The sequence below is a fragment of the Paenibacillus mellifer genome (genome assembly GCF_023195895.1).
In the GTDB taxonomy this organism is placed as follows: domain Bacteria; phylum Bacillota; class Bacilli; order Paenibacillales; family Paenibacillaceae; genus Fontibacillus; species Fontibacillus mellifer.
In genome coordinates this window covers 57,285-81,841 of sequence record NZ_JALPRK010000013.1, presented here as the reverse complement: position 1 = coordinate 81,841, position 24,557 = coordinate 57,285, and the positions used below count along the sequence as shown (strand labels likewise).

The 24,557-nt window shown below is 53.9% G+C and carries 32 protein-coding genes and 2 riboswitches; of the genes, 23 read left to right on the top strand and 9 right to left on the bottom strand.

Going from position 1 to position 24,557, the window contains the following annotated elements:
• Window positions 1-18: 18 nt before the first annotated feature.
• The 8 genes from M0651_RS14785 (at window position 19) to M0651_RS14750 (ending at window position 7,380) form a co-directional block, all read left to right on the top strand.
• Complete coding sequence (locus M0651_RS14785) at window positions 19-681, top strand: hypothetical protein (RefSeq protein WP_248552513.1); 663 nt, start codon at window positions 19-21, stop codon at window positions 679-681.
• The gene (locus M0651_RS14780; protein WP_248552512.1) at window positions 668-946 is read left to right on the top strand and encodes a hypothetical protein; all 279 of its coding nucleotides are present in this window, start codon (window positions 668-670) and stop codon (window positions 944-946) included. The genes M0651_RS14785 and M0651_RS14780 overlap by 14 nt, the downstream gene beginning before the upstream one ends.
• 102 nt (window positions 947-1,048) lie before the next feature.
• Window positions 1,049-2,758 carry a glycoside hydrolase family 13 protein gene (locus tag M0651_RS14775; protein ID WP_248552511.1) on the top strand — a complete coding sequence of 570 codons (1,710 nt, stop codon included), beginning with the start codon at window positions 1,049-1,051 and terminating at the stop codon, window positions 2,756-2,758.
• Window positions 2,759-2,838: 80 nt separating this feature from the next.
• Complete coding sequence (locus M0651_RS14770) at window positions 2,839-3,780, top strand: DUF7916 family protein (protein ID WP_248552510.1); 942 nt, start codon at window positions 2,839-2,841, stop codon at window positions 3,778-3,780.
• Window positions 3,781-3,785: 5 nt separating this feature from the next.
• Window positions 3,786-4,292, top strand: a complete 507-nt coding sequence (locus M0651_RS14765) for a metallophosphoesterase family protein (protein ID WP_248552509.1) — start codon at window positions 3,786-3,788, stop codon at window positions 4,290-4,292.
• Between the two features lie 252 nt (window positions 4,293-4,544).
• A complete protein-coding gene (locus tag M0651_RS14760; RefSeq protein WP_248552508.1) occupies window positions 4,545-5,630 on the top strand; it encodes an ABC transporter substrate-binding protein in 1,086 nt (361 codons plus the stop codon).
• A 38-nt stretch (window positions 5,631-5,668) separates the two neighbouring features.
• Window positions 5,669-6,583, top strand: coding sequence for an ABC transporter permease (locus M0651_RS14755; protein WP_248552507.1), 915 nt, complete (start codon window positions 5,669-5,671; stop codon window positions 6,581-6,583).
• Window positions 6,583-7,380, top strand: a complete 798-nt coding sequence (locus M0651_RS14750; RefSeq protein WP_248552506.1) for an ABC transporter ATP-binding protein — start codon at window positions 6,583-6,585, stop codon at window positions 7,378-7,380. Before M0651_RS14755 ends, M0651_RS14750 begins: the two co-directional genes overlap by 1 nt.
• Before the next feature lie 77 nt (window positions 7,381-7,457).
• Here M0651_RS14750 and M0651_RS14745 read toward each other — a convergent pair whose 3' ends face one another.
• On the bottom strand, window positions 7,458-7,832 hold the full coding sequence (locus tag M0651_RS14745) for a DUF2512 family protein (protein WP_248552505.1): 375 nt from the start codon (window positions 7,830-7,832) through the stop codon (window positions 7,458-7,460).
• 102 nt (window positions 7,833-7,934) lie between these two features.
• On the opposite strand from M0651_RS14745, the gene M0651_RS14740 reads away from it, so the two are divergent.
• The 6 genes from M0651_RS14740 to M0651_RS14715 all read left to right on the top strand — a co-directional run bounded on the left by M0651_RS14740 (window position 7,935) and on the right by M0651_RS14715 (window position 12,131).
• Window positions 7,935-8,885, top strand: coding sequence for an NAD(P)/FAD-dependent oxidoreductase (locus M0651_RS14740; RefSeq protein ID WP_248552504.1), 951 nt, complete (start codon window positions 7,935-7,937; stop codon window positions 8,883-8,885).
• Complete coding sequence (locus M0651_RS14735) at window positions 8,875-9,177, top strand: antibiotic biosynthesis monooxygenase family protein (protein WP_248552503.1); 303 nt, start codon at window positions 8,875-8,877, stop codon at window positions 9,175-9,177. The genes M0651_RS14740 and M0651_RS14735 overlap by 11 nt, the downstream gene beginning before the upstream one ends.
• A 12-nt stretch (window positions 9,178-9,189) precedes the next feature.
• Window positions 9,190-9,660, top strand: a complete 471-nt coding sequence (locus M0651_RS14730; RefSeq protein WP_248552502.1) for a DinB family protein — start codon at window positions 9,190-9,192, stop codon at window positions 9,658-9,660.
• A gap of 10 nt (window positions 9,661-9,670) precedes the next feature.
• Window positions 9,671-10,189, top strand: coding sequence for a GNAT family N-acetyltransferase (locus M0651_RS14725; protein ID WP_248552501.1), 519 nt, complete (start codon window positions 9,671-9,673; stop codon window positions 10,187-10,189).
• Window positions 10,190-10,219: 30 nt separating this feature from the next.
• A complete protein-coding gene (locus M0651_RS14720; RefSeq protein ID WP_248552500.1) occupies window positions 10,220-10,828 on the top strand; it encodes a TVP38/TMEM64 family protein in 609 nt (202 codons plus the stop codon).
• Between the two features lie 145 nt (window positions 10,829-10,973).
• Window positions 10,974-12,131, top strand: coding sequence for an MFS transporter (locus tag M0651_RS14715; RefSeq protein ID WP_248552562.1), 1,158 nt, complete (start codon window positions 10,974-10,976; stop codon window positions 12,129-12,131).
• A 58-nt stretch (window positions 12,132-12,189) separates the two neighbouring features.
• On the opposite strand, the gene M0651_RS14710 is transcribed toward M0651_RS14715, so the two are convergent.
• The gene (locus M0651_RS14710) at window positions 12,190-12,876 is read right to left on the bottom strand and encodes a metal-dependent hydrolase (RefSeq protein WP_248552499.1); all 687 of its coding nucleotides are present in this window, start codon (window positions 12,874-12,876) and stop codon (window positions 12,190-12,192) included.
• Window positions 12,877-13,087: 211 nt separating this feature from the next.
• On the opposite strand from M0651_RS14710, the gene M0651_RS14705 reads away from it, so the two are divergent.
• The 3 genes from M0651_RS14705 to rpoD all read left to right on the top strand — a co-directional run bounded on the left by M0651_RS14705 (window position 13,088) and on the right by rpoD (window position 15,069).
• Entirely contained in the window at window positions 13,088-13,243 is a 156-nt protein-coding gene (locus M0651_RS14705) for a hypothetical protein (RefSeq protein WP_248552498.1), read from the top strand.
• 28 nt (window positions 13,244-13,271) lie between these two features.
• Window positions 13,272-13,910 (top strand): DsbA family oxidoreductase, encoded by a 639-nt coding sequence (locus M0651_RS14700; protein WP_248552497.1) that lies wholly within the window; start codon window positions 13,272-13,274, stop codon window positions 13,908-13,910.
• Window positions 13,911-14,175: 265 nt separating this feature from the next.
• Window positions 14,176-15,069 (top strand): RNA polymerase sigma factor RpoD, encoded by an 894-nt coding sequence (gene rpoD, locus M0651_RS14695; RefSeq protein WP_059045062.1) that lies wholly within the window; start codon window positions 14,176-14,178, stop codon window positions 15,067-15,069.
• Between the two features lie 42 nt (window positions 15,070-15,111).
• On the opposite strand, the gene M0651_RS14690 is transcribed toward rpoD, so the two are convergent.
• The 4 genes from M0651_RS14690 to M0651_RS14675 all read right to left on the bottom strand — a co-directional run bounded on the left by M0651_RS14690 (window position 15,112) and on the right by M0651_RS14675 (window position 17,624).
• Complete coding sequence (locus tag M0651_RS14690) at window positions 15,112-16,200, bottom strand: chymotrypsin family serine protease (RefSeq protein ID WP_248552496.1); 1,089 nt, start codon at window positions 16,198-16,200, stop codon at window positions 15,112-15,114.
• A gap of 109 nt (window positions 16,201-16,309) precedes the next feature.
• Window positions 16,310-16,678 carry a fluoride efflux transporter CrcB gene (gene crcB / locus M0651_RS14685; protein WP_248552495.1) on the bottom strand — a complete coding sequence of 123 codons (369 nt, stop codon included), beginning with the start codon at window positions 16,676-16,678 and terminating at the stop codon, window positions 16,310-16,312.
• Entirely contained in the window at window positions 16,675-17,064 is a 390-nt protein-coding gene (gene crcB / locus M0651_RS14680) for a fluoride efflux transporter CrcB (protein WP_248552494.1), read from the bottom strand. The genes crcB (M0651_RS14685) and crcB (M0651_RS14680) overlap by 4 nt, the downstream gene beginning before the upstream one ends.
• A gap of 40 nt (window positions 17,065-17,104) precedes the next feature.
• A riboswitch (Fluoride riboswitch) is annotated at window positions 17,105-17,167 on the bottom strand.
• A 43-nt stretch (window positions 17,168-17,210) separates the two neighbouring features.
• Window positions 17,211-17,624, bottom strand: a complete 414-nt coding sequence (locus tag M0651_RS14675) for a DUF4183 domain-containing protein (protein WP_248552493.1) — start codon at window positions 17,622-17,624, stop codon at window positions 17,211-17,213.
• 215 nt (window positions 17,625-17,839) lie between these two features.
• Between M0651_RS14675 and M0651_RS24100 the strand changes: the two genes are divergently transcribed.
• Genes M0651_RS24100 through M0651_RS14660 form a run of 3 tightly spaced genes read left to right on the top strand, consistent with a single transcriptional unit; the run spans window position 17,840 to window position 19,890 of the window.
• The gene (locus M0651_RS24100) at window positions 17,840-18,517 is read left to right on the top strand and encodes a DUF4183 domain-containing protein (protein WP_282577923.1); all 678 of its coding nucleotides are present in this window, start codon (window positions 17,840-17,842) and stop codon (window positions 18,515-18,517) included.
• Between the two features lie 14 nt (window positions 18,518-18,531).
• Complete coding sequence (fosB, locus tag M0651_RS14665; RefSeq protein ID WP_248552492.1) at window positions 18,532-18,948, top strand: metallothiol transferase FosB; 417 nt, start codon at window positions 18,532-18,534, stop codon at window positions 18,946-18,948.
• A 57-nt stretch (window positions 18,949-19,005) separates the two neighbouring features.
• Window positions 19,006-19,890 (top strand): radical SAM/SPASM domain-containing protein, encoded by an 885-nt coding sequence (locus tag M0651_RS14660; RefSeq protein ID WP_248552491.1) that lies wholly within the window; start codon window positions 19,006-19,008, stop codon window positions 19,888-19,890.
• A gap of 280 nt (window positions 19,891-20,170) precedes the next feature.
• Here the strand turns inward: M0651_RS14660 and M0651_RS14655 are convergent, their stop codons facing one another.
• From M0651_RS14655 to namA, 3 genes are all read right to left on the bottom strand, one after another.
• Window positions 20,171-21,007: a 1,4-dihydroxy-6-naphtoate synthase gene (locus M0651_RS14655; RefSeq protein WP_248552490.1), complete on the bottom strand. Its 837-nt coding sequence runs from the start codon at window positions 21,005-21,007 to the stop codon at window positions 20,171-20,173.
• Complete coding sequence (locus M0651_RS14650; RefSeq protein WP_248552489.1) at window positions 21,004-21,687, bottom strand: futalosine hydrolase; 684 nt, start codon at window positions 21,685-21,687, stop codon at window positions 21,004-21,006. Before M0651_RS14650 ends, M0651_RS14655 begins: the two co-directional genes overlap by 4 nt.
• A gap of 179 nt (window positions 21,688-21,866) precedes the next feature.
• Window positions 21,867-22,877: an NADPH dehydrogenase NamA gene (gene namA / locus M0651_RS14645; protein WP_248552488.1), complete on the bottom strand. Its 1,011-nt coding sequence runs from the start codon at window positions 22,875-22,877 to the stop codon at window positions 21,867-21,869.
• Window positions 22,878-23,009: 132 nt separating this feature from the next.
• Window positions 23,010-23,119: riboswitch (guanidine-I (ykkC/yxkD leader) on the top strand.
• A gap of 59 nt (window positions 23,120-23,178) precedes the next feature.
• On the opposite strand from namA, the gene M0651_RS14640 reads away from it, so the two are divergent.
• From M0651_RS14640 to M0651_RS14630, 3 genes are all read left to right on the top strand, one after another.
• The gene (locus M0651_RS14640; RefSeq protein WP_248552487.1) at window positions 23,179-23,520 is read left to right on the top strand and encodes a DMT family transporter; all 342 of its coding nucleotides are present in this window, start codon (window positions 23,179-23,181) and stop codon (window positions 23,518-23,520) included.
• Between the two features lie 3 nt (window positions 23,521-23,523).
• Window positions 23,524-23,841, top strand: a complete 318-nt coding sequence (locus M0651_RS14635; RefSeq protein ID WP_248552486.1) for a DMT family transporter — start codon at window positions 23,524-23,526, stop codon at window positions 23,839-23,841.
• Between the two features lie 98 nt (window positions 23,842-23,939).
• Complete coding sequence (locus tag M0651_RS14630; RefSeq protein WP_248552485.1) at window positions 23,940-24,536, top strand: nitroreductase family protein; 597 nt, start codon at window positions 23,940-23,942, stop codon at window positions 24,534-24,536.
• The last annotated feature ends 21 nt before the right edge of the window (window positions 24,537-24,557 follow it).

Genomic DNA, 24,557 nt, shown 5'->3' with positions numbered 1-24,557 from the left:
TGAAGGGAGAAACCAGGCATGTTCGAGGATTTAAACGCTCGGATGGCAGAGCTCAAGGAGAAAGGTCGGAACCAGGAGAAATGGCAACGGCGCCTCAAAGATCTTCAGCAGGAGTTGTCCGGCTTGCAAGAAGAACGGAACCGTTGGCAGACGAAGTTAGCTGCTGAGGAAGAGGACGTCCGTAAGCTATCGGCGATGTCGTTATCCAACTTGCTGGCTACTGTACTTGGCAACAAGGCTGAGAAGCTGGATCGGGAGCAGCGGGAAGTGCTGGAGGCGAAGGTGAGGTATGATGCCGCAGAAGCAGCGGTTCGGGATATGGAACGTCAAATCTCCGAGATCGAGCGCAGGCTTCTAGACCTCGGTTCTTGGCGGAATGAATACGAGCGGGTTTTTCAAGCCAAGGAACGGCAAATCCTGGAGGAGAATCACGAACTGAGAGAGTTGGCCGAACGCGAGGCGGTCCTCACCGTGGAGCTCAAAGAGGTGGACGAGGCGGTACGCGCAGGCCAATCGGCACTTCGCGACTTAAGCGCAGCTGAGGAAGACCTTCGCTCCGCGAAAAATTGGGGGACGTACGATATGCTGGGCGGCGGAATGTTGTCCACGCATATCAAGCACGGACGGATTGACGAGGCGATGAGCCATCCATACGGCGCGGCAAAGCTTGCAGCGTTTTGAGCGCGAGCTCAAAGACATTGGGGCCAGCATTTCGACGAATCTAGAAATCGGCGGACTGTTGAAATTTTCCGACTATTTCTTTGACGATTTCTTCTCGGATTGGCTTGTACAGGGACGTATCAACGACAGCTTGGATCAAGTCCGGAACCAAACCATGGCGGTAAGCGAAGTACAACGCGAGCTGGAAACCGCCGAACGCAAGCTCGAATCGGAACGGGCGGAAGTGCATCGCAAATACGTGCAGGCGGTGGAGCAGTACGCCTAAGGATACAGTTTAGCTCAGGAACTTCAGGTTCCTGGGCTTTTTTTGTAATACAAATGCGCCTCGGTGCAAATAGCTATAGGAAAAAGAGAAAGGGCGGCGGATATGAAGCGGACTTGGTGGAAGGAAAGCGTCGTGTACCAAATCTATCCGATCAGCTTCAAGGATTCGAACGGGGACGGAGTGGGAGATCTGCGCGGCATTCTGTCCAAGTTGGATGATTTGCAGGACCTTGGGGTCGACGTGGTTTGGGTGTGTCCCATCTATCAATCGCCCTGGCATGATAACGGCTATGATATTAGCGATTATTGCAAAATCGATCCCGCCTTCGGCACGATGGAGGATTTCGACGAGCTGCTAGAGGGTCTGCATGCGCGGGGAATGAAGCTGATGATGGACCTGGTGCTGAACCACACCTCGGACGAGCATCCTTGGTTTCTGGAATCCCGTCAGTCCACGGACAACCCTAAGCGGGACTATTACATCTGGCGGCAGGGGAAAAACGGCGGACCGCCAAACAACTGGGAGTCGTATTTCAGCGGCTCGGTGTGGGAGTACGACGAACGGACTGGCGAATATTATCTGCACTTGTATTCCAAACATCAACCCGATTTGAACTGGGAAAATCCAGCCGTGATCCGCGAGTTGCACGACATGATCCAGTGGTGGCTCCAAAAGGGCGTGGACGGATTCCGTTTCGACGCCATCGCGCATATCGCCAAGGCGAAAGGGCTGCCGGACGCGCACAATCCGCAGCAGATGCCGACGGTGCGGGCTTACGAGCTGTTCTCCAACCTCGACGACGTACATACCCTCCTGCAAAACTTATATGATAACGTGCTGTATTCTTATGACATTATGACGGTAGGCGAAACATCCGGATTAGGCCCCGAGGAGGCGCTGGACTATGTGGGAGACGACCGCCGCGAGCTGAATATGACGTTCCAATTCGAGCATATGTTTCTGGATGCCGGTTCTGCCGGCAGCGGCAAATGGGACATCGATCCGTGGAAGCTGACGGACTTGAAGGAAGTCATCACCCGCTGGCAGACGGTGCTGCACGGCCGGGGTTGGAATGCCAACTATTTAGGCAACCACGATCAACCGCGTTCGGTTTCGCGCTTCGGTAACGATTCGAAGGAATACCGAGTACCATCGGCCAAAATGCTGGCCACCTTCCTTCATATGCTGGAGGGGACACCGTATATTTATCAAGGTGAGGAAATCGGGATGACTAACGCCGCGTTCGCATCGATTGAGGAATATCGCGACGTGGAGACGCTCAACTTCTATAGCGAGCAACAAAGAAAGGGTGTTCCGGAAGCCGAAATCTTGCGGGCGATCCACCTCAAAAGTCGCGATAACGCTCGAACCCCCATGCAATGGGATAACGGGCCGCAGGCTGGATTTACCACCGCAGAAGCCCCCTGGATCGGTATCAACCCGAATTACGATCGGATCAACGTTGAGGAAGCACGCCGAAACCCGGACTCGATCTATCACTACTACAAAGAGCTGATTCGATTAATAAAACAGCATGCCGTGATCGTTTACGGTGAATACGGGCTGCTGCTTCCCGACCATCCGGAGATTTACGCGTTCACCCGTACGCTGAAAACCAGCAGGCTGCTGGTGATTTTAAACTTTAGTGCCGGCGATCCGGTGTTCGAATGGCCGGAGGAGGCCATGGAGCCGCGGGACATCGAACTCCTGATCTCCAATTATGCCCCGCAGGTTCATGAGGATTTACGCCACTTGCGGCTGCGTCCTTATGAAGCAAGAGTCTATTTGAAACGAACCTCATCATCTTCGTAAAATAGCGTAGTCTGCGGTTTCCTGGCATGCTACACTGAACACAGTATAAGTTCGTTAATTGTTGAACGGAGGGGTAGGGCATGAAACGGATATTGGACTGCCGGGCATCGGATTTCCGGCGGATGGATCGCGAAGCTTTAAAAGGAGCGATGCTGGCGGCAGAAGGACGTACCGTGATCGCCGAAACAGTCGTTATGTCGCAGCCGCTATTGCCGGAGCTAACCAACGCAGAACTCGCGAAGGCTTTCGGTGCGGATATGATCCTGTTGAACGTTTTTGACGTGTTTCAGCCGCAGGTTCGCGGCATCGAAGCGCGAGATCTATTTGCGCCGGAAGTCGGCGGCGGGGAACAGAAGCCGGAGACGCTAAATCCGGTCACAGAACTAAAGCGGTTGACGGGGCTGCCGATCGGCATCAACCTGGAACCGGTTGACGAATCGGCCGAAGCGGTCGAGGCCCTGAACCAGCTACCTGAAGGACGGCAGGCGACGGCACGGAGTTTAGCGGAAGCCAAACGGCTCGGCTGCGATTTCGTCTGCCTGACGGGCAACCCGAAAACCGGGGTGACCCATGAACGCATCTTGAAGGCGATCACCTTGGCCAAACGGGAATTCGGCGGTTTGATTCTGGCAGGCAAAATGCACGGAGCCGGCACTCGCGGCAGCGTCCTTGACCGCGAGTCGGCGATCGGGTTCGCCGAAGCCGGTGCGGACGTCGTCCTGCTGCCTGCCCCGGGGACGGTTCCCGGCGTACGCGAAGAGGAGCTGGCCCGGACCATCGCGGAAGTTAAGGCGAGGGGGGCACTGGCTTTAGCGGCCATCGGCACGAGCCAGGAAGGCGCGGACGAAGCGACGGTCCGGGAGATCGCGCTTAGCGCCAAACGGGCCGGCGCGGACGTATTCCACATCGGGGATGCGGGTTTCGCCGGAATGGCCGTACCGGAAAACATTCAAGCGTTATCGATCGCGATCCGCGGGCGGCGGCACACCTACGTACGTATGGCCGCTTCGCCGGTGAGGTAACGCCTATGCGCATCGGAGTCGTGTCGGATACGCATATGCCGCGCCGCGGGGCGGAGCTGCCCGCGAAGCTGCGACAAACGTTGAAAACCTGTGATCTGATTCTCCACCTGGGCGATTGGGTGACCATGGACGTTTATGAACAGTTAGCAGCAATAGCCCCTGTCGACGGGGTGGCTGGTAACAACGACCCGGTGGAGATCATCCGCCGGTTCGGGCAGCATAAAATTCTTGAGCTGGGCGGAAGGCGGATCGGGCTAACTCATGGCCATCTGCCCGGAGGAGGACATGGGGCCAAAGAGAACGCCGTGCGCGTCTTTGCAGGCAAGCCGGTAGATGCCGTGCTGTTCGGCCATTCCCACAAGCCGTACCTTGCCGAAAGCGGAGGCGTGTTGTGGTTTAATCCCGGTTCGCCAACCGACAAGCGGCGGGAACCGAAATACAGCTTTGGCGTACTTGAAGTCACGCCTCAAGCGATCGAGGCCACACATATTTATATGGATGCCAAAAAATGACTCGAAGTTGATAAAGAGCTGCCTGAGCAAGGCCGGAGAACCGGCCGTGCTCGGGGCGGCTCTTTTTTGTTGACGGATAATTGACCACCATTTAATATAGGAATAATACCTCGTGTCCACGTTGGACGAATGGTTGTCCATTGACACTTTAATCCTTTTATCGACAAAAGCGTTAATCGGATCATGCTTTACTGCTCCAACCTTGCTGGGTCATCATTTATCATTTCATGAGAGAGAAAGGGGAAACGAAATATGAAGAAGAAGCTTGGAGTTTTACTTGCCATGTCGCTGCTGTTGGTAGGCGTTGTCGCTTGCGGCAACAACACGAACGGGAACGGGGGGAATGAAGCCAACGGGGGAAATACCGGCGGCACCGGAACGGAGAATTCCGCGGGAGCGGGGAATGCAGCGGAGCCAACCAAGGATTCCTATAAAATCGCGATTTCGCAAATCGTGGAGCATCCTTCCCTAGACGCAACGAGAAAAGGGTTCCTGGCCGCTTTGAAAGACGCCGGTATCGTCGAAGGCGACAACCTGGAGCTGGATTACAACAATGCGCAGGGAGATCCAACGAACAATACGACCATCGCGCAAAAAATCGCCGGCGAGAAATACGATCTCGTCCTCGCGATCGCCACGCCTCCGGCGCAAGCCGTTGCGCAGCAGGTCAAGAACTCGCCGATTCTGTTCGCAGCGGTAACAGATCCGGTTGATGCCAAATTGGTAGATAATCTGGATCATCCGGGCGGCAACATCTCCGGCGCTTCGGATACGAACCCGGAGGCGATTACCAAGCTGATGGACTTCATCGCCGCGAATTTCAAAGACGTGAAATCGGTTGGACTGGTCATCAACCAAGGCGAACCGAATGCGGTCGTCATGGCGAACCATGCCGAGAAAGCTTTGGACGCCTACGGCATCAAATTGGTTAAAGCCTCGGTTACCAATACATCGGAAGTCAAACAAGCAGCTGAATCGCTCGTTGGCCGGGTCGATGCGCTGTACATTACGCTGGACAACATGGTAGTCGAAGCGGTCAGCACGATCATCCAGGTCGCAAACGAAAACGATATTCCATTCTTCTCGAGCGACCGGGATACGGTGGAGAAGGGCGCTTTTGCCACGATTGGATTTAAATACTACGACCATGGCTACCAAGTAGGGCAAATGGCTGTGGACGTGTTGAAAAACGGCAAAAAGGTCGGCGACCTGAAAGTGACCGTACCGGATAAGCTCGACTTGATCATGAACCTGAAAGCGGCGGCCGAACTAGGCATCGAAGTAACGGACGCCATGAAGGACCAAATCACGGACCAAGCAAACAATCTGATCGAATAGGCAGCACTCGCTCCTAAATTCTCGAGGAGGTACTCATCATGTTGAACTCGCTGCTCGGGGCGCTGGAATCCGGCCTGCTGTACGCGCTCATGGCGCTTGGCGTCTACATCACGTTCCGGATTCTCGACTTTCCGGATCTGACCGTGGACGGCAGCTTTACGACCGGCGGAGCCATCGCGGCCGTGATGATCACGGGGGGAAGCTCGCCATGGATCGCCACGATCGCGGCTTTCCTTGGCGGCTTGGCCGCCGGGGCCATCACCGGCCTCATCCACACCAAAGGACGGATTAACGGACTGTTGTCCGGGATATTGATGATGATCGCGCTCTATTCCATCAATATGCGGATCATGGGCAAACCCAACGTGGGTTTGCTTGGGGAAACCACGTTGTTCAGCTCGGTGTCGCCGCTGGTGTTCATGCCGATCGTCGTTATTGCCATCAAGCTGCTGCTTGATCTGTTCTTTCGGACGGAGCTTGGACTTGCGCTGCGCGCAACCGGCGACAATAAACGAATGATCCGCAGCTTTGGCGCCAACACGGACTATACCATTATTCTCGGACTCAGTTTGTCCAACGGCCTTGTCGCTTTGTCCGGGGCGCTGATTGCCCAGCAATCCGGATTCGCCGATATTTCGTCCGGGATCGGGATGATCGTCATCGGGTTGGCCTCCGTCATTATCGGGGAAGCGATCTTTGGGGCGCGGACGGTGTTTTGGGCAACGCTGGCGGCGGTGCTCGGCTCGATCGTCTACCGGGTCGTTGTGGCCTTGGCGCTCCGGATCGATTGGCTGGAGCAAACGGATTTGAAGGTGATCACCGCCGTAATCGTCATCATTGCTTTGGTGCTTCCGACTGTGCAAAGAAATATGAAGCAGAAATCGACCGCCCGCCGGCGCGCGGCTGAAATCGCGCAAACCCCTGGGCAGAAGAGCGTAGGGGGTGGGTTCTGATGCTGAAGTTAACCGAGGTATCAAAGCTGTTTCACCCCGGTACGCCGGACGAGAAAATCGCGCTGATCGACGTTAACCTGCATCTGCGCCCGGGCGACTTCGTAACGGTGATCGGCAGTAACGGCGCCGGCAAATCCACGTTGATGAACATGATCTCCGGCGTGATCAAGCCGGACGCCGGAGAGGTTCGCCTAGGCGGCGTCGACATCGGCCATCTCCCCGAGCATCGCCGTAGCAAGTGGATCGGCCGCGTTTTCCAGGATCCGATGGCCGGCACCGCGCCGCATATGACGATTGAGGAGAACTTGGCGATGGCCTTCTCCCGCGGGAAACAGCGCGGATTTGCGCTCGGCGTGAACGCCAAACGCCGAGGGATGTTCCAGGAGCAACTGCGCCGGCTGGGCATCGGGCTGGAGAATCGGCTCCGCGCCAAGGTCGGCACGTTGTCCGGCGGGGAACGCCAGGCGCTCAGCCTGTTGATGGCGACATTCACCGAGCCGCAGGTACTGCTGCTCGATGAGCATACCGCCGCGCTGGACCCGGCTCGCGCCGAGCTGGTGACGAGGCTGACGCAGGAGATCGTCAGCGAACTGAAGTTGACTACGTTGATGGTCACCCACAACATGGAGCAGGCGATCCGGCTGGGTAACCGCCTGATCATGATGGACGGCGGCCGCATCATCCTCGACGTGGACGACACGAAGAAACGCGATTTGACGATGGAACGGCTGTTAGGCGAATTTGAGCGCATCAGCGGACACAAGTTGTCCGATGACCGCGTGATGCTGGGGAGTTAAATCACACTTCTAGAATGAGAAAGCGCGAGTATGGAGAGAAACTCTCCTTCCTCGCGCTTTTATTCGTGGGAGGTCATCTATCGCGAATCGCGCACCCGTACGCTGCTGTCCCGGCGAATTCCATCGCGAAGCAGCCAACCGTGCAAAAACCACTCAAATACGCCTACCACCAGTGTGATCGCCAGCATTTCGCCGAAGGACAATGTCCACTCCGCATTGGCGGCGATCGCCCACAGAAAGACGAAGACGAGCAACGCATCCACAAGGGTCGCAATCGTATTGTTCGTCCGCGGAAGGACGAAGAGATCCCCGAATAAATAGGCTAAAATGGACAACGCTAAAGCTGTCAGCAGCGCCGAAATGAATGAGGCGTTGCTTAAGATCATCAACATGGTGATGAGGATGACCCCGTTACCAAGCAATTTGACGAGAAACTTGTCCAAGCCTGACACCTCCTTGTTTCTAACGCTTAATTTCTCCTGACGGGAATGCGGCTATGCATGAACTTCATTTCATAAGATCAACTCATTTCACGCGGAAAGTGGGACATTTAAATGGAACCAACCCAGGTTTATGATTGCATAATCATAGGAGGCGGAATTGCCGGATTGCAGGCTGCGATCCAATTAGGGCGATATTCGGCGCACCGAGTGCTGGTTATTGACGCCGGTTTTGGGAGATCGACGTTATGTCAGCAGTATCATAACCTGTTAGGTTTTCCCGATGGGATTTCCGGTCAAGAGCTCCGCAGCCGGGGGAGAAGACAAGCGGAATCCTACGGTGTAGAATTCGTGCTGGATACGGTGAAAGGAGCCCGGAAACGGGAAGGACGGTTGCAGGTCGACACGTTAAGCGGAACGGGGTATACCGGTAAGACGGTGCTTTTGGCCACCGGCGTACTTGATCGTTTTCCAGATGTCCCAGGTATGGTACCCACATTAGGGCTCAGTGTGTACGTCTGTCCGGATTGCGACGGGTACGAGATCCAAGACCGGAAAACGGTATTAATGGGCGCCGGCCGCACCGGGGCGGAGATGGCGCTTCTATTGGCGGAACGTACCCGAGACTTAACCTATATCAATCACGAACGGACGGACGTTGCGCCGCAACTGCTGCACCAAATGGCGGAACGGGGGATCCGCTACGAGGAAGGAGAAATCGCCGAGGTGCAGCACACCGAAGGTTTTATCCGCAGCGTGATGCTGAAGGATGGTCGAAGTTTCGCAGCTGAACGAGGATTTATCGCTTTTGGCGGCAACGAGGTTCACTCCGGGTTAGCGGCACAGCTGGGCGTAACCATTTCCAACAATCGCCACGTGGAAACCGACCCTCGCACGAAGCAAACGAGCGTACCTGGCGTCTGGGCTGCCGGCGATTTGGGTGTTCATGCCGAACAAGTCAGCGTAGCGATGGGGGAAGGTTCAATTGCCGCAATTTGGATTCATAAAGCGTTAAGTCCGTGCTATAATCAGTTGAACGGAGGGGAGGCAGAGGATGATTCTTGAAGTAGCTCAACTGCAAGTTAAGCCGGGCACGATCAATGATTTCGAAAGTCAGTTCCGCAAGGCTTCCAAAATCATCAGCCGGATGGACGGTTATTTGGGACATGAGCTCCATAAATGCGTGGAGACGGAGAACAAATACATCCTGCTTGTGCGTTGGCAGTCGATTACCGCGCATGAGGTCGGGTTTCGCCAATCACCTGATTATCAGGAATGGAAGGCGCTGCTTCATCATTTTTACGATCCGTTCCCGACGGTGGAACACTACGTTCAGATTAAACACGAAACGGACTAGGAGGGGAAGAAGATGGAACAAGCGATTTGGCGGCAGCTTGAATTCGTACGCACTCAAACTTTGAAGCTGGCTATAACCTTACCAGAGGAGAAGGTATTGGTTGTCCCTCAAGGTTTCCGCAATCATATCTTATGGAATTTGGGACATCTTGCCTTAGTCACGGATAAATATGCATTTACCTTTACAGGACGAACGTCTGAGCTTCCGGCGATCTATCAAGAGCTGTTCGCCAATGGGACGTCCCCGTTGGAATGGACCTCGGAAAGTCCAGGTTTGAACGACATTCTAGGGGTGCTGGAAGCACAACCCGAACGGGTGAAAAGGGTATTAGCCGGACAACTTGAGGAACCCATCGAGCCTTATTCGACCTCCAGCGGTTACCGGATCGAAAACGTAGGACAGTTGATTAACTTTACGACGTATCATGAAGGCATGCATTTTAGCATGATCAAGCTCTACAATAAAATCATTCAAGGATCGTGAGCACGTACATATGACAGAACAATTGAATTTTGACTATACGATTGAGGACGCGCTCCCCGAGGATTTGTCGGCCATCGTCGCCATTTACAATGAAACGATCGCCGGACGGATGGTCACGGCCGATTTAGAGCCCGTGAGCGTCGACGCCAGACGGAAGTGGTTTGACGAGCATTCTCCCGATTTCCGGCCGTTATGGGTCATGAAATCCGGCGGACAGATCATCGCCTGGCTCAGTTTTCAATCTTTCTACGGTCGTCCGGCTTACAATGGGACGGCGGAGATCAGCATTTACATCACCGAAGCCTACCGATCCCGAGGGATCGGCGGAATCCTGCTGAATCAGGCGATTGACGCCAGCCCCCGAATCGGTGTGCATACGCTGCTTGGGTTCGTGTTTGGACATAACGAACCGAGTCTTAAGCTTCTTAGCAAATTTGGCTTTGAACGGTGGGCGCATTTGCCCCGCGTAGCCAATTTGGACGGCGTGGAACGGGATCTCATCATCTTGGGGAACCGTGTTCAGCCGTAATATGTTTTTGGGGAATGGGGAACGAATCATTTGAACGAATGGATTAAACAATTGACGGACTGGTTTTTGGAGACGACCCATCTGGGCGGTTATTCCATCCTCCTTCTCACCATCCCGCTTGCCGTGGTGCAGGGGATCTTTGGATTTTTTCCATTTGCCACGATCGTCATGCTGCATATTTCCCTGCTGGGGATCATGAACGGCCTGTTGGCAAGCTGGATTGCCGGGACGGCGGCAGGGATGATTGTATATTTGATGTGCGGATATTTCTTTGCGGATTGGTTTAACCGCAAGTGGATGGGCAAGCTGCAGAAATACGGAAAATGGCAAAAAGGGCTGGACCGTTACGGCGTTTGGGCGGTGATTTTCTTGCGCACGGTTCCGATTATGCCCAACAATTTAATTTCGTTTATGTCGGCCATTTCCAACCTGAAGCTGAGTTCATACACCTGGTCCAATCTGATCGGTAACTTATCGAGCATTTGGCTGTTCGGCATATTAAGCGCATCGATTGTTTTTCCAGGAGTGAATCTTCGGGAACTGATCCTTTCGTATGCCGTGTTTCTGCTCGTTCTGGGAATCGCTTTTGTTGTACGAAGCCGTAATATATCAAACAAGAAAAGAGGCATGACGCCTTAGCATGGATCTGCCGCTTAATTGGATAAGCTACAGAGAGAACAAGAAAGGATAGGGGGCGAAACGTTTGAACGCTCAGGAACAGGCCATATCTGGAAGCCCTGCGGCGAAACGACGGAAGCTGTTGTTCAGCGCAGGGCTCAGTTGGATGTTTGACGCGATGGACGTCGGCATCATTTCGTTTATTGCCGCCGCCTTGGCAATGGAATGGAGCTTGACGCCGCAACAGACCGGCTTCTTTACGGCAATTAACTCGGTGGGGATGGCCTTTGGCGCGGCCATTGCCGGTTATATGGCGGACAAGTTTGGTCGCAAATCGGTATTGCTGTGGACCTTGCTGATTTTCTCCGTCGCCAGCGGATTATCTGCCGCCGCCACGAGCTTTGCCATGTTGTGTGTGTTGCGTTTTATCGCTGGATTTGGCCTCGGCGGGGAGTTGCCTGTCGCATCCACGTTGGTGTCCGAATCGGTCCCAGCCGCTGAACGCGGAAGAGCCGTCGTCCTGTTGGAAAGTTTCTGGGCTGCAGGCTGGATTGCGTCCGCGTTGATTTCCTATTTTATTATCCCGGATTACGGATGGCAGACGGCTTTTATCATCGGAGCTGTACCTGCGTTCTATGCACTCTATCTGCGCAAGTCCATCCAGGATCCGGTCCGGTTTAAGGAGCAAGCGAGGAAGAGTAAAGGGCAGGGGCCTTCCTTCGGGGAGCGGTTCAAGTCGGTTTGGGCTTCTTCACACCGCCGCTCGACCATGATGCTTTGGATTCTGTGGTTTACCGTCGTTTTTTCCTACTACGGCATGTTCTTGTGGCTGCCTTCGGTGATGGTGCTGAAAGGCTTCAGTCTGGTCAAAAGCTTCGAATATGTGTTAATTATGACGTTAGCCCAATTGCCGGGGTATTTTACGGCCGCTTATTTTATCGAGAAATTCGGACGTAAGTTCGTGCTGGTGTTATATTTGCTGTTAACCGCGGTTAGCGCGGCCTGGTTCGGCAATGCGACAAGTGAAGGAATGCTGATTGCGGCCGGTGTGTGCTTGTCCTTCTTTAATCTTGGGGCATGGGGTGGAATGTACGCTTACACACCGGAACTGTACCCGACCCGAGTACGATCAACCGGGGTTGGACTGGCCGCTTCGTTCGGCCGGATCGGCGGCATTATCGCCCCGTACCTGGTTGGCATGTTGGTTGCCCGTGAAATTGCAATAGGCAGCATCTTCTGGATGTTCTTCGTGACGATTCTGGTCGGAGCACTGGCGGTATTCTTACTTGGGACCGAGACGCGGGGGAAGGAACTGGCGGATTAAAAAACAGCAAATTGCTGCTGGAATCGCAACAACTTGCTGTCATTTAGCCGCTCTATGCCTAAAATGTATCCAGGGATTCTCCCGGTTTCAGGGCATGACCTTGTATACCAATACGCTTAAGCTCTGCCGCAAACCGTTCTCCGTCTTGGGCAATCGCGTCAAACGTATTGTAATGCACAGGTACGACGTGTTTAGCACCAATCCATTCGGCCGCGATCAGCGCATCGTCAGGCCCCATCGTAAAGTGGTCGCCGATCGGCAAGAACGCCAAGTCGACCGGCCGGCGCAAGCTGACCAACTTCATATCGCTGAATAGGGCGGTATCGCCGGCATGGTAGAGCGTAAACCCATCCAGGTCGAGCAGAATGCCTGCGGCCACGCCAAGATAGATGCTCACGCCGTCCTGGTTGACGGAGGTACTGTGGAGCGCCGGGACCCACTTCAGCTTGCCGAATGAGAATATGCGAGAACCGCCAAGGTTCATGCCTACGGTTTGTAGTCCGGCATTGGCCAAATAATCGGCGAGCTCAACGATGGCAATAATCGGGGCGTTGTTTCGCCGGGCGATGCTTTCTGCATCGGCGATATGGTCGGAATGACCGTGGGTAAGAAGGACATAGTCGACTTGAATGTCATCGGCTGCGACGGCGGCTACCGGATTGCCGGTCAGAAATGGATCGATGACAAGCCGATGCTTCCCCGTATCCACCAGGATGCAGGAGTGTCCCCAGTAAGTAACTTTCATTCCAATCACCTCTTATGGAAAAGATATCCTTCATGTCCTATTATAGCCGCCTTGGACAGGCAAGTCACATCTCACGAGATGAGGAGCAGCATATACGCATATAATCTCCATAGATTGGGATGGAGGAGCGGTTTGCGGCAGGTTTGGAGGCTTTTGATTCGGGTAATCTTAATTGACAAACTTGATGATGTTACGGAGGGAAGGACCCGGTTTGAAAATTATCATTACGCAAAGCGAAGCTGTGGAGAAGGGAATTTGGCCGCAGGTCAGAACTTCGTTCGGTCTGACGAAAGAGGACGAGGTTTGGGAGCAGGAACAATTTATCCTTACCGAGGAGCAGGCACGTGAATGGGGACTGATTCGGTAAAGGATCTTTGGTAAAAGGAGGAGTTAATATGAAAATCGAAGTGTGGTCGGACTTTGTCTGTCCGTTTTGTTACATCGGCAAACGCCGTCTGGAGAAGGCGTTGGAGTTATTTGATTACCGGGATGAAATCGAAATTGTATACCGCAGCTTTGAACTGGATCCGGTTGCCCCGAAAGACACGGAGTCGAGCATCCATGAATTATTGGCGGTCAAATACGGCCTTAGTTTGGAGCAAGCCCAGGAGTCAAACCGCAATGTGGCGCAGCAGGCTCAGGCGGAAGGGCTAACGTATAACTTTGATACCATTGTACCGACAAATACGTTTGACGCCCATCGAGTGGCACATTATGCCGGGGAGCAGGGAAAAGCGAAGGAAATGACGGAGCGGTTGTTCCGAGCTTATTTTACGGATTCCTTGCATATTGGAGAACGAGAAACGCTGGTGCGCTTGGCCGAGGAGGTTGGCCTGAACGGCTCCGCGGTTCGGGATTTGCTGGAGCAAGATGCTTATGCCGATGAAGTCCGCGAAGATGAGGACGAAGCTAGACGGCTCGGGATTCGAGGAGTACCGTTCTTTGTGCTGCGCGGCAAGTATGCGGTGTCCGGGGCTCAGCCGTTGGAAATTTTTCAAGGCGCATTACTTCGGGCTTGGGAGGATCGGGAGTAACCTTTGTCGAATAAGAAGAGTAGAGGAACACAAAAAACGCTGATCCTTAGGGATCAGCGTCTCGTTCCATGAACATAATAAAAAATAAAACTTGTATGAGCTAATGAACTGTGGTAAAATGACGGATAGCCACTCAAAAAGCAATCACGCAATAATCTCCTCAATAATAGCATAATACCAATGATTTGTCAAATGGATATACCGGTTCTAGAGACATAGAATGGTTTTCGCATTTTTTTCATTTTTTAGGGTGGGGGTCTGGAAGATGACTGAGGACTTGAAGCATAATGAAATGGAATACACCGACGATCTGACGTTACCGCCAGGGATTAAAATCGATGACCCGGTAAGAATGTACCTGAAAGAAATCGGACGGGTGCCTCTGTTATCTGCAGAGGAGGAAATTCAGCTCGCACAACGTATCGAGAACGGCGACGAGGAAGCGAAACGTCGTCTGGCTGAAGCGAACCTCAGATTGGTTGTCAGCATTGCTCGACGTTATGTCGGGCGTGGGATGGTCTTCCTGGACCTGATTCAAGAGGGCAATATGGGTCTCATCAAAGCGGTGGAGAAGTTCGATTACTCAAAAGGGTTCAAGTTCAGTACCTACGCCACTTGGTGGATTCGTCAAGCCATCACTCGGGCGATTGCTGACCAGGCAAGAACGATTCGGATACCTGTGCATATGGTGGAAACCATCAATAAACTGATCCGCATCTCGCGGCAGTTGCTTCAGGAGATCGGACGTGAGCCGACGCCGGAGGAAATCGCCAAGGAGATGGATCTGACGCCGGATAAAGTGCGGGAGATCATGAAGATCGCACAGGAGCCGGTATCGCTGGAGACGCCGATAGGGGAAGAAAATGATTCGAACCTGGGCGACTTCATCGAGGATCACGACGCTCCGGCACCGGCGGAAGCAGCAGCTTATGAGCTTCTGAAAGAGCAGTTAGAGGAAGTCTTGGATACCTTGACTGAACGTGAAGAGAATGTGCTTCGGCTCCGCTTCGGTATGGATGACGGCCGGACGCGGACGTTAGAAGAGGTGGGGAAGGAGTTTGGCGTAACCCGGGAACGGATTCGCCAGATTGAAGCTAAGGCACTTCGTAAATTACGGCATCCAAGCCGCAGTAAACGGCTGAAGGATTTTATGGAATAACAAGTAAGCTCCCTAGGGATCATCCTTAGGGAGCTTTGTTTATTATGCACGCCGCCGTTTAGGGCGGGGCGAGGCTTGAATCGGGCGCAGCGATTTCACAAGTTTGGCGGGCAACGGGCGAGTACACATGTATTTGCCGTTTTTGCCTCTTTGGGGTCGAAGCAGCCGACCGTTAACCGGTTTAGCAACGCGAGCGCCGAACACCTGCATAAACCATTCGATGGGATAAGAGATGGACAGCATCCCGTTCTCCGATCCGGCAAAATTGACCGCTGCTGCGAGATTGCCTTTGCTCGTCAGCCAAACCGAACCGGAGTCCCCTTCCAGCGAAACCGGACGCTTGCCACGGATCACGCTTTGGTCTTTGAAGGTGATTGTCCCCAAATTGCCGTAATCCCCGTAATCAACCTGAACATCGGTATGAATCGATTCCACGGTACCGGTCACGGCCCCTGTTGTGCGGCCAACCTTCTTCAGGCGGTCGCCAACTTTATAGGTACGGACATGGCCGGGGATGGTGCCATAGACGGCATAAGTCGGCTTGAGCAAGGATTGCCTTAATGGCTTGGCGGTCGCCGCATCGAGATAATTGGGTCGTTTCCGGCTCAGTTTGGTGACCCGTTCCAGCTGACCGATCCGGTCTCTGGCAGTTGTGCCTCCATCAGCACCGCCGGGCTGGAGCGTGGGGGAGAAACGCCCGGTATTGTTATCGGCGAGGACGTGGTTGTTGCTCAGGATCAAGCAGCTACATCCGTTTGCGTCACTGCTGACGATGAGGCCGGCCGTGCCGGAAGCATCAGCCGTGCCGACACTGTAGCCGGCTACAACCGGCCGGATTCGGCGAGTGAACTTGCCGCTTCGCTTGCAGAAGCGGGGAGAACGGACGACGCGAAACGGTACGCCGGACCGGGGTTTTAAGTATCGGGGTAAAGAGGGGGTGCGTTTAGACTTCGCGTTTTTCTTGGATGCGGCGGTGGTTGACAAGGCATCGGCAAAAACGATGATAGCTGCGCCTCGTTTGGGGCGTTTAGGGTCCCGCAGGCCGACGCCAACGCCGTGGACTCCGTTCTTCTTCAGCATGTTTCCAGCAATACGCTGCTTCAGCAAATAAGCTTTACGAAAACTGGCCAACAGAAATCACCTTTTCTCGCATGATCGCGGATTTGCTGTATAGTATGCAGCTGCCGGCACGCTTGATCGTTATACGGGCGTATGCCTTAAGTTTTGGACGTCTTTGCTGTTAGGCGATCAGCCAACCGCCCAGCCAAGCACAAGTCATACCTAGCAGAGCCGAGGAAAGGACATAAAGGGCGGCTTGAAGTTTGTACCCCTTTCCGATTAACGTCACTGTCTCGTAACCAAAGGTGGAGAAGGTTGTGTAAGCACCGCAGAAGCCGGTTCCGAGCATCAACCAACTCCAGTCAGGCAGGGCGTTCCTTGCATGCAGTCCGGCTAGGATGCCAAGCAGCAGGGAGCCGCTGAGGTTGATCACCCATGTTCCCCAAGGAAAAACCGAACCTCGATGGGCAGATCGAGAGGAAACCCACTGTCCCAAATAATAGCGCAGAAGCGTCCCGAGGATCCCGCCCAATCCAATGATGCTAATCATGCGTGATCACCTGCCTTAGGGGTACGCATTTTTTGGCCCAAATTGACCCCGGCCCAAGCCATCAGGAGACCCCCAATTAAACTGGATAATAGATAGGCGAGCGCTATCGCAAGATGTCCGGAATCTAGGGCGTCTACCGTCTGCACCGTGAAAGTAGAGAACGTCGTAAACGCGCCGGTAAACCCTGTTCCTGCCCCAATACGTACACTCGGATGGATGTTCCGGATGGCGGCAACGGTAAACAACCAGCCGAGAAATAGGCATCCAGCCCAATTGATCAGGAGGATAGGTACAGGGAAAGCTCCAGCAGCTGGAATCCAGAGGGACAGGCCATAACGAAGAAGGGTCCCAAGGAATCCGCCAAGGATTAAAGCAAGGATGTTCAATGCAATCAACCTCCTGAAAATAGACAGACCCCTACCAGAGGATCTGGTAGGAGTCATCAGCTCGAAACGAGCGGTTCAGGCGAACTCCATCGCCTTGTTGCGTTGGCACCATTTTATGCGATTGGGGGACAGCTCGTCAATAACGATTACGTGATGATCGTGATCGTTGGCGCAGAAATCGTCGGTTGGGTCGTGATGGCGGAAGCGACGCCGCTAAAGCTGCCGACTTCAAGCTGAATAGGGATCCCGGCGGTTAAATCCACAGTGCTCAGCACCAGGCTAGCCGCCGTCAGGGTTGACAACGAGGCTTGCTGAATTACACCGTTGATATATACGTTAAAATAATCGCTCCCGGTAAGCTCTGGTAAATCCGTAACTGCGCCATCGGCATCGTCCACGAAACTGGCGGCCGGAATCGTCGTATCGGCAGCACCGATCATCCCCGCCGTCAAGGTGGCGAAGTAACGGGTGACCGCCGGCGTCACGGTGGTTGTGACGGCACCTCCGGATGCGACTGGAACGGAAGCTACTGCGGTAAATACAGGTTTTATCACAGGCACGCATGTTCACCTCCTAATCTTAGTGGGTATCGAGAGATTCGATACATCATATCTAATGTTGTGATCGCATTAATAGAAACGGCGTAAGGCCTCCGTTGAACATGGATTTTCAGGAGCATTTCGGTCGAGTATATCGCCCATGCGTACCTAGCCTGTTGTTCATAAGATACGAAAGAAGGTAAGAAAGGGCTAGGTCGGTCAGGGGGAAGAGTTGGATGGGGACTGAACAAGAGGTGTTTGTTGGGGCTATTGGTGTTCATCAACGGAGGGCTGCGACTAAAAAGGGAAAGAAATGCCCAGCAAGGGGACGCCGCCGCCGGAAGAAGGGAAGCGTGTCCGCTCCGCGGAAACAGCTCCGTCGATCCGCGCGGCTTCTGGAGCGCTGTCGCAAGGAGCTGCGACGGATAGAACGCCAGGCCCCCGCGACAGGGCTAATCCCGGACACGCACGGTAGAGAAATATCCTTGGCCGAGATGAGGGGCGCGCCGGGGGCGACCGGCCCAGTAGGTCCCGAGGGACCGCAAGGCGCGCCGGGGGCGACCGGCCCAGTAGGTCCCGAGGGACCGCAAGGGCCGCCTGGACCCGCTGTGGGCGCCATTCTTGTGAGTACCGTTGTGTATCGCTACTTTTATGCGCCTCCAGCCGATTTGACCGGAACCGTCGACATTCCCGCCAATCAGTTTACGGATGATAAGGGCAGCCAGCCGTTGGCTTTTGCCGGAACCGGCGCGGGCTCCTACGCTAATCTCTTCATCAACGGCATGATGCAGGAAGGTCGGTTGTACACGTTGGCGCCCGAGTCTTTGACGTTGGAGCTGGGTCAGGATATGATAGTCGCAGGCACGCCGATTATTCTGGAAAACGTGCAAATTACCGCCCAAGCCATAAGTTGATAGGGGGGATTCGGTTGAAGGTTAAGGGCATTAATCATTTCTGTTTTTCCGTATCCGATTTGGATCGATCCACGGCGTTTTATGAGCAAGTCTTTGGGGCAATCCCTTTAGTTAAAGGCCGCAAGCTGGCCTATTTTGACTTGGACGGGCTATGGATTGCACTGAATCAGGAGGACATTCCACGCAGTAAGGAGTATCGTACCTATACCCATATCGCTTTTACGATCGAGGAGAGGGATTTCGCGGCTTACATGAATCGTCTTCGGGAATTGAACGTTGAAATGCTGCCGGGACGCGAGAGAGACCTTCGGGATCAGAAGTCGATTTATTTTTTGGACCCCGATGGGCGTATGTTCGAATTCCACACCGGCACGCTAAAGGACCGATTAGATTACTATAAAGCGGAGAAAGATCACATGCACTTTTATTGATCCCGATAAATTGATAGAATAGGACATAAACTAAAAATTTTAACAAAGTAGGTCACCATGAAAAAGTTTAAAAAGTTCTACATTGAAACGACCAGTATCTGCAACTTGGCCTGCAGTTTCTGTCCGCCGACCCATCGTCAGGCGCAGTTTATCAAAATTGAGGATTTTCGCAAGATTCTGGACGACATCAAGCCGCATACGGACTATATTTATTTTCACGTAAAAGGCGAGCCATTGCTGCATCCCAAGATCGACCAGTTGCTCGATATCAGCCATGAAAAAGGTTTTAAGGTGAACATTACAACCAACGGTACGCTGCTTCCCAAAGTTCGCCATAAGCTGCTGGGCAAGCTGGCGCTGCGGCAGATGAATTTCTCGCTGCATAGCTTTGACGGACATGAAGGCTCAACCGACCGGGAAGGTTACCTGAAGAGCGTGTTATCTTTCGTCCGGGAAGCGGTAGCTTCATCGGATCTCATTGTTTCCTTCCGTCTATGGAATTTGACCCAGGACAATGAAACGAACCTCCAGTGCATGCGCAATCGTGAGACCCTTGAAATCATCGAACAAGAATTCAACCTCGATTACCGTATCGAGGAGAAAGTTATGCCCGGAAGCGGCGTTAGGTTAGCCGAGCGGATATATCTTAACCAGGATCATGAATTTGAATGGCCGGATCTGCGGGCGCCGGAGGATGATGGAAAGGGCTTCTGCCATGCTTTGCGCAACCAGGCCGGGATTTTAGTGGATGGAACGGTGATCCCATGCTGTCTGGATGGGGAAGGCGTTATTAACCTTGGGAATGTGTATCAGACACCATTCTCGGAGATTGTGGAAGGTGAGCGAGCGAACCGACTCTACGATGGGTTCTCCCGGCGCGAAGCGGTGGAGGAGCTATGCCGGAAGTGCGGGTATCGCAAACGGTTCGGCGGTGGGGCGTAAGGTTACGAGAATAGTAGCAAAGAAGGAGCCGAAATCGGCTCCTTTTAGTTTACCCGGATTTTAATTCCAGTTAAGGTGATATCGTAACGCTATTTGCGAAAAATCCAGACTTTGGCGAAAAATAGAGTGAAGAAATCATCTTGTAATTTCGGAAAAGGGTGGATTTTAACTGTGGTTTCGATAAATAAGGTGATGAAACATCGCTATCTTTGCGCAAAAATCAGATCAATCCTTCGATAGCGTTACTATGACACGCTATTCCGAAACAGTAACGGCTAGCTTACCAGCTAGTTTTCAGCTTGGCCGGATCGATCTTCGGCACCAATCCTTCGGCAGCCGCCCGATCCAGCAGCCCGCGGATCGCCGCGTATCCGTCATCGCCTAAATCGGCCGTGTACGGGTTAACGTACAGTCCGATATGTGCTTGCGTGACCTCGGGCGACATCTCCTGCGCATGGCTCAATACATAAGCGGCCGAAGCGTCCGGGTGTGCCCAGGCGTATTCCACGGATTCCCGCGTCCAGCGGGCAATCGCGGCAAGATCTAGCGAACGACGGGCAATGATGGCGCCAAGCGGGATGGGCAAACCCGTGTCGGCTTCCCACCAGTTCCCCAGGTCCTGAAGCAGGTTCAGCCCATAATTTTGATAGGTGAAGCGGGCTTCATGGATCACCAGGCCGGCGTCGATGTCGCCGCGCTTCACAGCTGGCATGATTTCATCGAACGGCATAACGAGGATCTCGCCGATTCCGCCGGGAACATGCTGCGCTGCCCATAGCCGGAACAGCAGATAGGCGGTGGACCGTTCGCTGGGAACCGCAACGCGGCGACCCGACAGGGAGGAAGGTGAGGCTGCGCCTGCCGTCAAAACCAGCGGTCCGCAGCCCCGGCCTAGTGCCCCGCCGCAAGGGAGAAGCGCGTACTCGTCCAACACCCAAGGAAGGGCGGCGTAGGAGATTTTCAGCACCTCAGGCCCGGTGCCGGAAGCCGCCCACCCGTTCGTGATATCAATATCTGCATAAGTGACGTCCAGCTCGGGCGCACCGGGAATTAAACCATGCACCCAGGCATGGAACACAAAGGTATCGTTAGGGCAAGGGGAAAAAGCGATATTCATGATTGCAGCACCTCCGGTAGTTTAGCGCAGGCTTGCTCTAAAGCCTGCAGGGCATCGCCGATCTTCCACAAATCCCGCTGGCGTGGGCCTATTGCGTTGGAAATAGCACGCAGCTCCAGCACGGGAATGCCAAATTGACGGGCGGCCTCGGCAACGCCAAAGCCTTCCATCGCTTCGGCACCGGCGCCAGGATAACGCTCAGCCAGGGATTGAGCTGTTTCCGCCGTTCCAGTGACGGTGGATAACGTCAGGATCGGACCGTGGTGGACCGGCAGCTCGGCTTCTCGCAGCGCATCCGCCCAGCGAGCTGCTAGCTCGTCCGCTACGGCGATCCGGGGCGAGCCGAATCCCAGCTCGTCCACTCCGGCGAAGCCGTCAGGCGTCTCCGCGCCGAGGTCAGCGGCGATGATTTCGCTCGCCACCACGAGCGAGCCAACGCTGGCGATTCCGGCGAATCCGCCGCCGATCCCTACGCTGAGGACGAGGCTGTATGCGCCGCCGTCAGCAGCTTGGCCGGCACGGGCCAGCACGGCCGCCGTTGCCGCCGCCGCTGACGCCGGACCCACGCCGGCCAGTCGCACTTCGGCGCCTTCGTAACCGCCGAGTCCGCGCAAGACCGCCTGTTGCTCGGCTTCCACCGCCGTCATGATCAGAATTTTAGGATGAGGTCGATAACTCATATATCAAGAACAGCTCCTTAGTCTATGGACAAATTCACTCTTCAAATTATAAAACTCTGCTGCGCGAAAACCAAGTCAGGTTTTGACAATCCGGTATATCGTCAACCGCGGACCTTGACCAGCAAACAAAAGGACCCGCGCTCGCGTAACGCGATAACGGGTCCAGCCACCGGTTAGTTTTAAGCTCTTTGGTACTGAACCGGACGCTCAAGCGACGTGCGCAGAGCTTTGGCAGCATCGTACGGCCAATAAGGGTTGCGCAGCAACTCGCGGCCGAGGAATACCAAATCGGCTCTTCCATTGCCAAGAATTTCTTCGGCATGAGATGGGTCGCTGATCAAGCCAACAGCACCGGTAGCGATTTCTGCCTGACGGCGAATTTGCTCGGCCAGGTTCACTTGATATCCTGGAAACGGACGGATTTGCGCCGGAACCAATCCGCCTGAGCTGCAATCAATTAAATCAACGCCTTGCGCCTTCATACGGCGGGAATAATCAATATATTGCTCTAGGGAGTTGCCCTCGGGATCGTATTCATTCGCAGAAACCCGAACAAACAGCGGGCCGTTCCAAACCGAATTTACCGCTTCGATCACTTCACTCAACAGCCGGTAACGACCGTCGGCGTTTCCGCCGTATTCGTCTTCCCGGTGATTGGTCAGTGGAGATAGGAATTCGTTCAGTAAATAACCATGAGCCCCATGGATCTCGATGACGTCAAATCCGGCCTCCTTAGCGCGGCGGGCGCCATCGCGAAAGCCTTCGACAATCCGACGAATATCGTCCGCATCGGCGGCTTTCGGCGTTTTCTTCTCCGGGAACGGAATGGCCGACGGGGCGATGATCGTCTCTACGAGCTCAGCTTTCCGTCCGGCATGAGCTAGCTGAATACCGATTTTGGCGCCATTTTGGTGCGCGAGTTGGACGAGTTCCTTCAATCCGGTTACGTGTTCGTCGCTCCAGATGCCAAGATCCCTATAGGTGATTCGGCCTTCCGGCACGACGGCTGTCGCTTCGATGATGATTAAGCCAACACCGCCGACGGCGCGGGACGCATAATGTACCCGGTGCCAATCGTCGATTTTTCCGTCCGGGTTCGGGGAAGAATATTGGCACATCGGAGACATAACGATCCGGTTATTAAAGGTGACCTGTTTGATCGTATACGGGGAAAATAGTTGAGCACTCATTGATACCACTCCTTAGCTGATTCAAAATCTTCGAAATAAACCCATGACAATATCCATGTTAGTCGATCGGATTATAACTTACAAGTATGAACCCTTCTTGACCCAACACCGAGAATCGGTTAAGATAGCAAACGAATCGTTGCCTAGGGTTCCGCGGCGGATATATGAGCCGGGCTGGTCCAAGAGGGAACGCACGGCCGCCGAAAGTGCCGTGGACACGGAGGGACAAAAGCCCGGGAGATATCGCTTTTTGATATCTTTCGGGTTTTATTTTTTTTCATGAAGGAGAGGATCTTGCAGCATGAAACGCGATTGGGGGTTAGTTGGCATTGCCGGCATATTTGAGATTGGATGGGTGATTGGCTTGAAGCATGCCAGTGATGTGCTCAGTTGGGGCGGTACGGCGGTTTGCATCGTGATGAGCATGTATCTGCTTATTCTGTCTGGACGACGCCTGCCGATCGGAACGGTCTATGCCGTGTTTACAGGGATCGGCACGGCCGGTACGGTGATCGCGGAGATGGTGTTGTTTGGAGAGCCGTTCCGCTGGGTCAAGCTGATGCTCATTCTGCTGTTGCTTGTCGGCGTCGTCGGCCTGAAGATGGTGACTGATGGCGAGTCGCAGCAGGAAGGGAGGGCCTAACCGATGGATTGGATTCTGCTGGTTGTTGCCGGATTTGGCGAAGTACTGGGCGTGATCGGGATTAACAAAATCAATACCCGCAAGAGCTTAGGAGCATATGCCTGGATGGCCGGCGGTTTTCTGCTCAGCTTCTTGTTCCTGACCTTGGCGATGCGAACGATCTCCATGGGGACGGCTTATGCGGTATGGACAGGAATTGGCACGGCGGGAAGTGCCGTCGCGGGGATGATCCTGTATGGGGAATCCCGTGAGTGGCGTCGATTGTTGTTTATTGCATTCATCTTAGGCGCCGCAATGGGATTAAAGCTAATTAGCGAGTAAATGGAAGCTGCTCCGAGACGGATTGGTTTATCGACCGATGGGACACATTAAGAGGGGTTCCACACCTAATCCAGGCAGAAACGGAGCGAACAGATGAAATGAGCGATTTTTGGAATGCCGTCAAAACGAGAAGAAGTATTTATGCCATCGGGAAGGATATTCCGATTTCTGAGGATCAAATCGAGGAAATCGTGAAAAATGCGGTGCTCTATTCGCCATCCTCTTTTAACTCGCAAAGCGGCAGGGTTGTCGTATTGTTCAATGAGCAACATGATAAGCTTTGGGACCTCACGAAAGAGACGTTGCGCAAGGTTGTTCCGGCGGACAGCTTGGGTCCGACGGAAGAGAAGATGGCTTCCTTCCGCAGCGGCCGCGGTACCGTATTGTTCTTTGAGGATCAGGCGGTAATCGAAGGACTGCAGAAGCAATTTGCCCTTTATGCGGACAACTTCCCCGTCTGGGCGCAGCAATCCAACGGTCTCCTGCAGTATGTAGTTTGGACGGCCCTGGCGGATGAAGGCGTTGGCGCGTCCCTGCAACACTATAATCCGTTGATTGATGATGAGGTGCGTAAGGAATGGAGCGTCCCCGAGACCTGGAAGCTGATCGCGCAGATGCCTTTTGGGAAAATCGAAGCTCCGGCAGGCAACAAAGAGTTTGCCCCAATCGACAGCCGGATGAAGGTATTCAAATAGACAACAAAGCGTTTGGCTTAA

Bases quoted from the DNA above. Each gene is read 5' to 3' on its own strand.
- rpoD (WP_059045062.1), top strand. From the start codon at position 14,176: ATGACTGAGGACTTGAAGCATAATGAAATGGAATACACCGACGATCTG.
- namA (WP_248552488.1), bottom strand. From the start codon at position 22,877: ATGAGTGCTCAACTATTTTCCCCGTATACGATCAAACAGGTCACCTTT.
- M0651_RS14660 (WP_248552491.1), top strand. From the start codon at position 19,006: ATGAAAAAGTTTAAAAAGTTCTACATTGAAACGACCAGTATCTGCAAC.
- M0651_RS14630 (WP_248552485.1), top strand. From the start codon at position 23,940: ATGAGCGATTTTTGGAATGCCGTCAAAACGAGAAGAAGTATTTATGCC.
- M0651_RS14650 (WP_248552489.1), bottom strand. From the start codon at position 21,687: ATGAGTTATCGACCTCATCCTAAAATTCTGATCATGACGGCGGTGGAA.
- M0651_RS14715 (WP_248552562.1), top strand. From the start codon at position 10,974: ATGTTTGACGCGATGGACGTCGGCATCATTTCGTTTATTGCCGCCGCC.
- M0651_RS14750 (WP_248552506.1), top strand. From the start codon at position 6,583: ATGCTGAAGTTAACCGAGGTATCAAAGCTGTTTCACCCCGGTACGCCG.
- M0651_RS14765 (WP_248552509.1), top strand. From the start codon at position 3,786: ATGCGCATCGGAGTCGTGTCGGATACGCATATGCCGCGCCGCGGGGCG.
- M0651_RS14725 (WP_248552501.1), top strand. From the start codon at position 9,671: ATGACAGAACAATTGAATTTTGACTATACGATTGAGGACGCGCTCCCC.
- M0651_RS24100 (WP_282577923.1), top strand. From the start codon at position 17,840: ATGGGGACTGAACAAGAGGTGTTTGTTGGGGCTATTGGTGTTCATCAA.
- M0651_RS14735 (WP_248552503.1), top strand. From the start codon at position 8,875: ATGATTCTTGAAGTAGCTCAACTGCAAGTTAAGCCGGGCACGATCAAT.
- M0651_RS14730 (WP_248552502.1), top strand. From the start codon at position 9,190: ATGGAACAAGCGATTTGGCGGCAGCTTGAATTCGTACGCACTCAAACT.
- M0651_RS14640 (WP_248552487.1), top strand. From the start codon at position 23,179: ATGAAACGCGATTGGGGGTTAGTTGGCATTGCCGGCATATTTGAGATT.
- M0651_RS14710 (WP_248552499.1), bottom strand. From the start codon at position 12,876: ATGAAAGTTACTTACTGGGGACACTCCTGCATCCTGGTGGATACGGGG.
- M0651_RS14760 (WP_248552508.1), top strand. From the start codon at position 4,545: ATGAAGAAGAAGCTTGGAGTTTTACTTGCCATGTCGCTGCTGTTGGTA.
- M0651_RS14635 (WP_248552486.1), top strand. From the start codon at position 23,524: ATGGATTGGATTCTGCTGGTTGTTGCCGGATTTGGCGAAGTACTGGGC.
- crcB (WP_248552495.1), bottom strand. From the start codon at position 16,678: ATGATTAGCATCATTGGATTGGGCGGGATCCTCGGGACGCTTCTGCGC.
- M0651_RS14740 (WP_248552504.1), top strand. From the start codon at position 7,935: ATGGAACCAACCCAGGTTTATGATTGCATAATCATAGGAGGCGGAATT.
- M0651_RS14770 (WP_248552510.1), top strand. From the start codon at position 2,839: ATGAAACGGATATTGGACTGCCGGGCATCGGATTTCCGGCGGATGGAT.
- M0651_RS14785 (WP_248552513.1), top strand. From the start codon at position 19: ATGTTCGAGGATTTAAACGCTCGGATGGCAGAGCTCAAGGAGAAAGGT.
- M0651_RS14775 (WP_248552511.1), top strand. From the start codon at position 1,049: ATGAAGCGGACTTGGTGGAAGGAAAGCGTCGTGTACCAAATCTATCCG.
- M0651_RS14655 (WP_248552490.1), bottom strand. From the start codon at position 21,007: ATGAATATCGCTTTTTCCCCTTGCCCTAACGATACCTTTGTGTTCCAT.
- M0651_RS14755 (WP_248552507.1), top strand. From the start codon at position 5,669: ATGTTGAACTCGCTGCTCGGGGCGCTGGAATCCGGCCTGCTGTACGCG.
- M0651_RS14700 (WP_248552497.1), top strand. From the start codon at position 13,272: ATGAAAATCGAAGTGTGGTCGGACTTTGTCTGTCCGTTTTGTTACATC.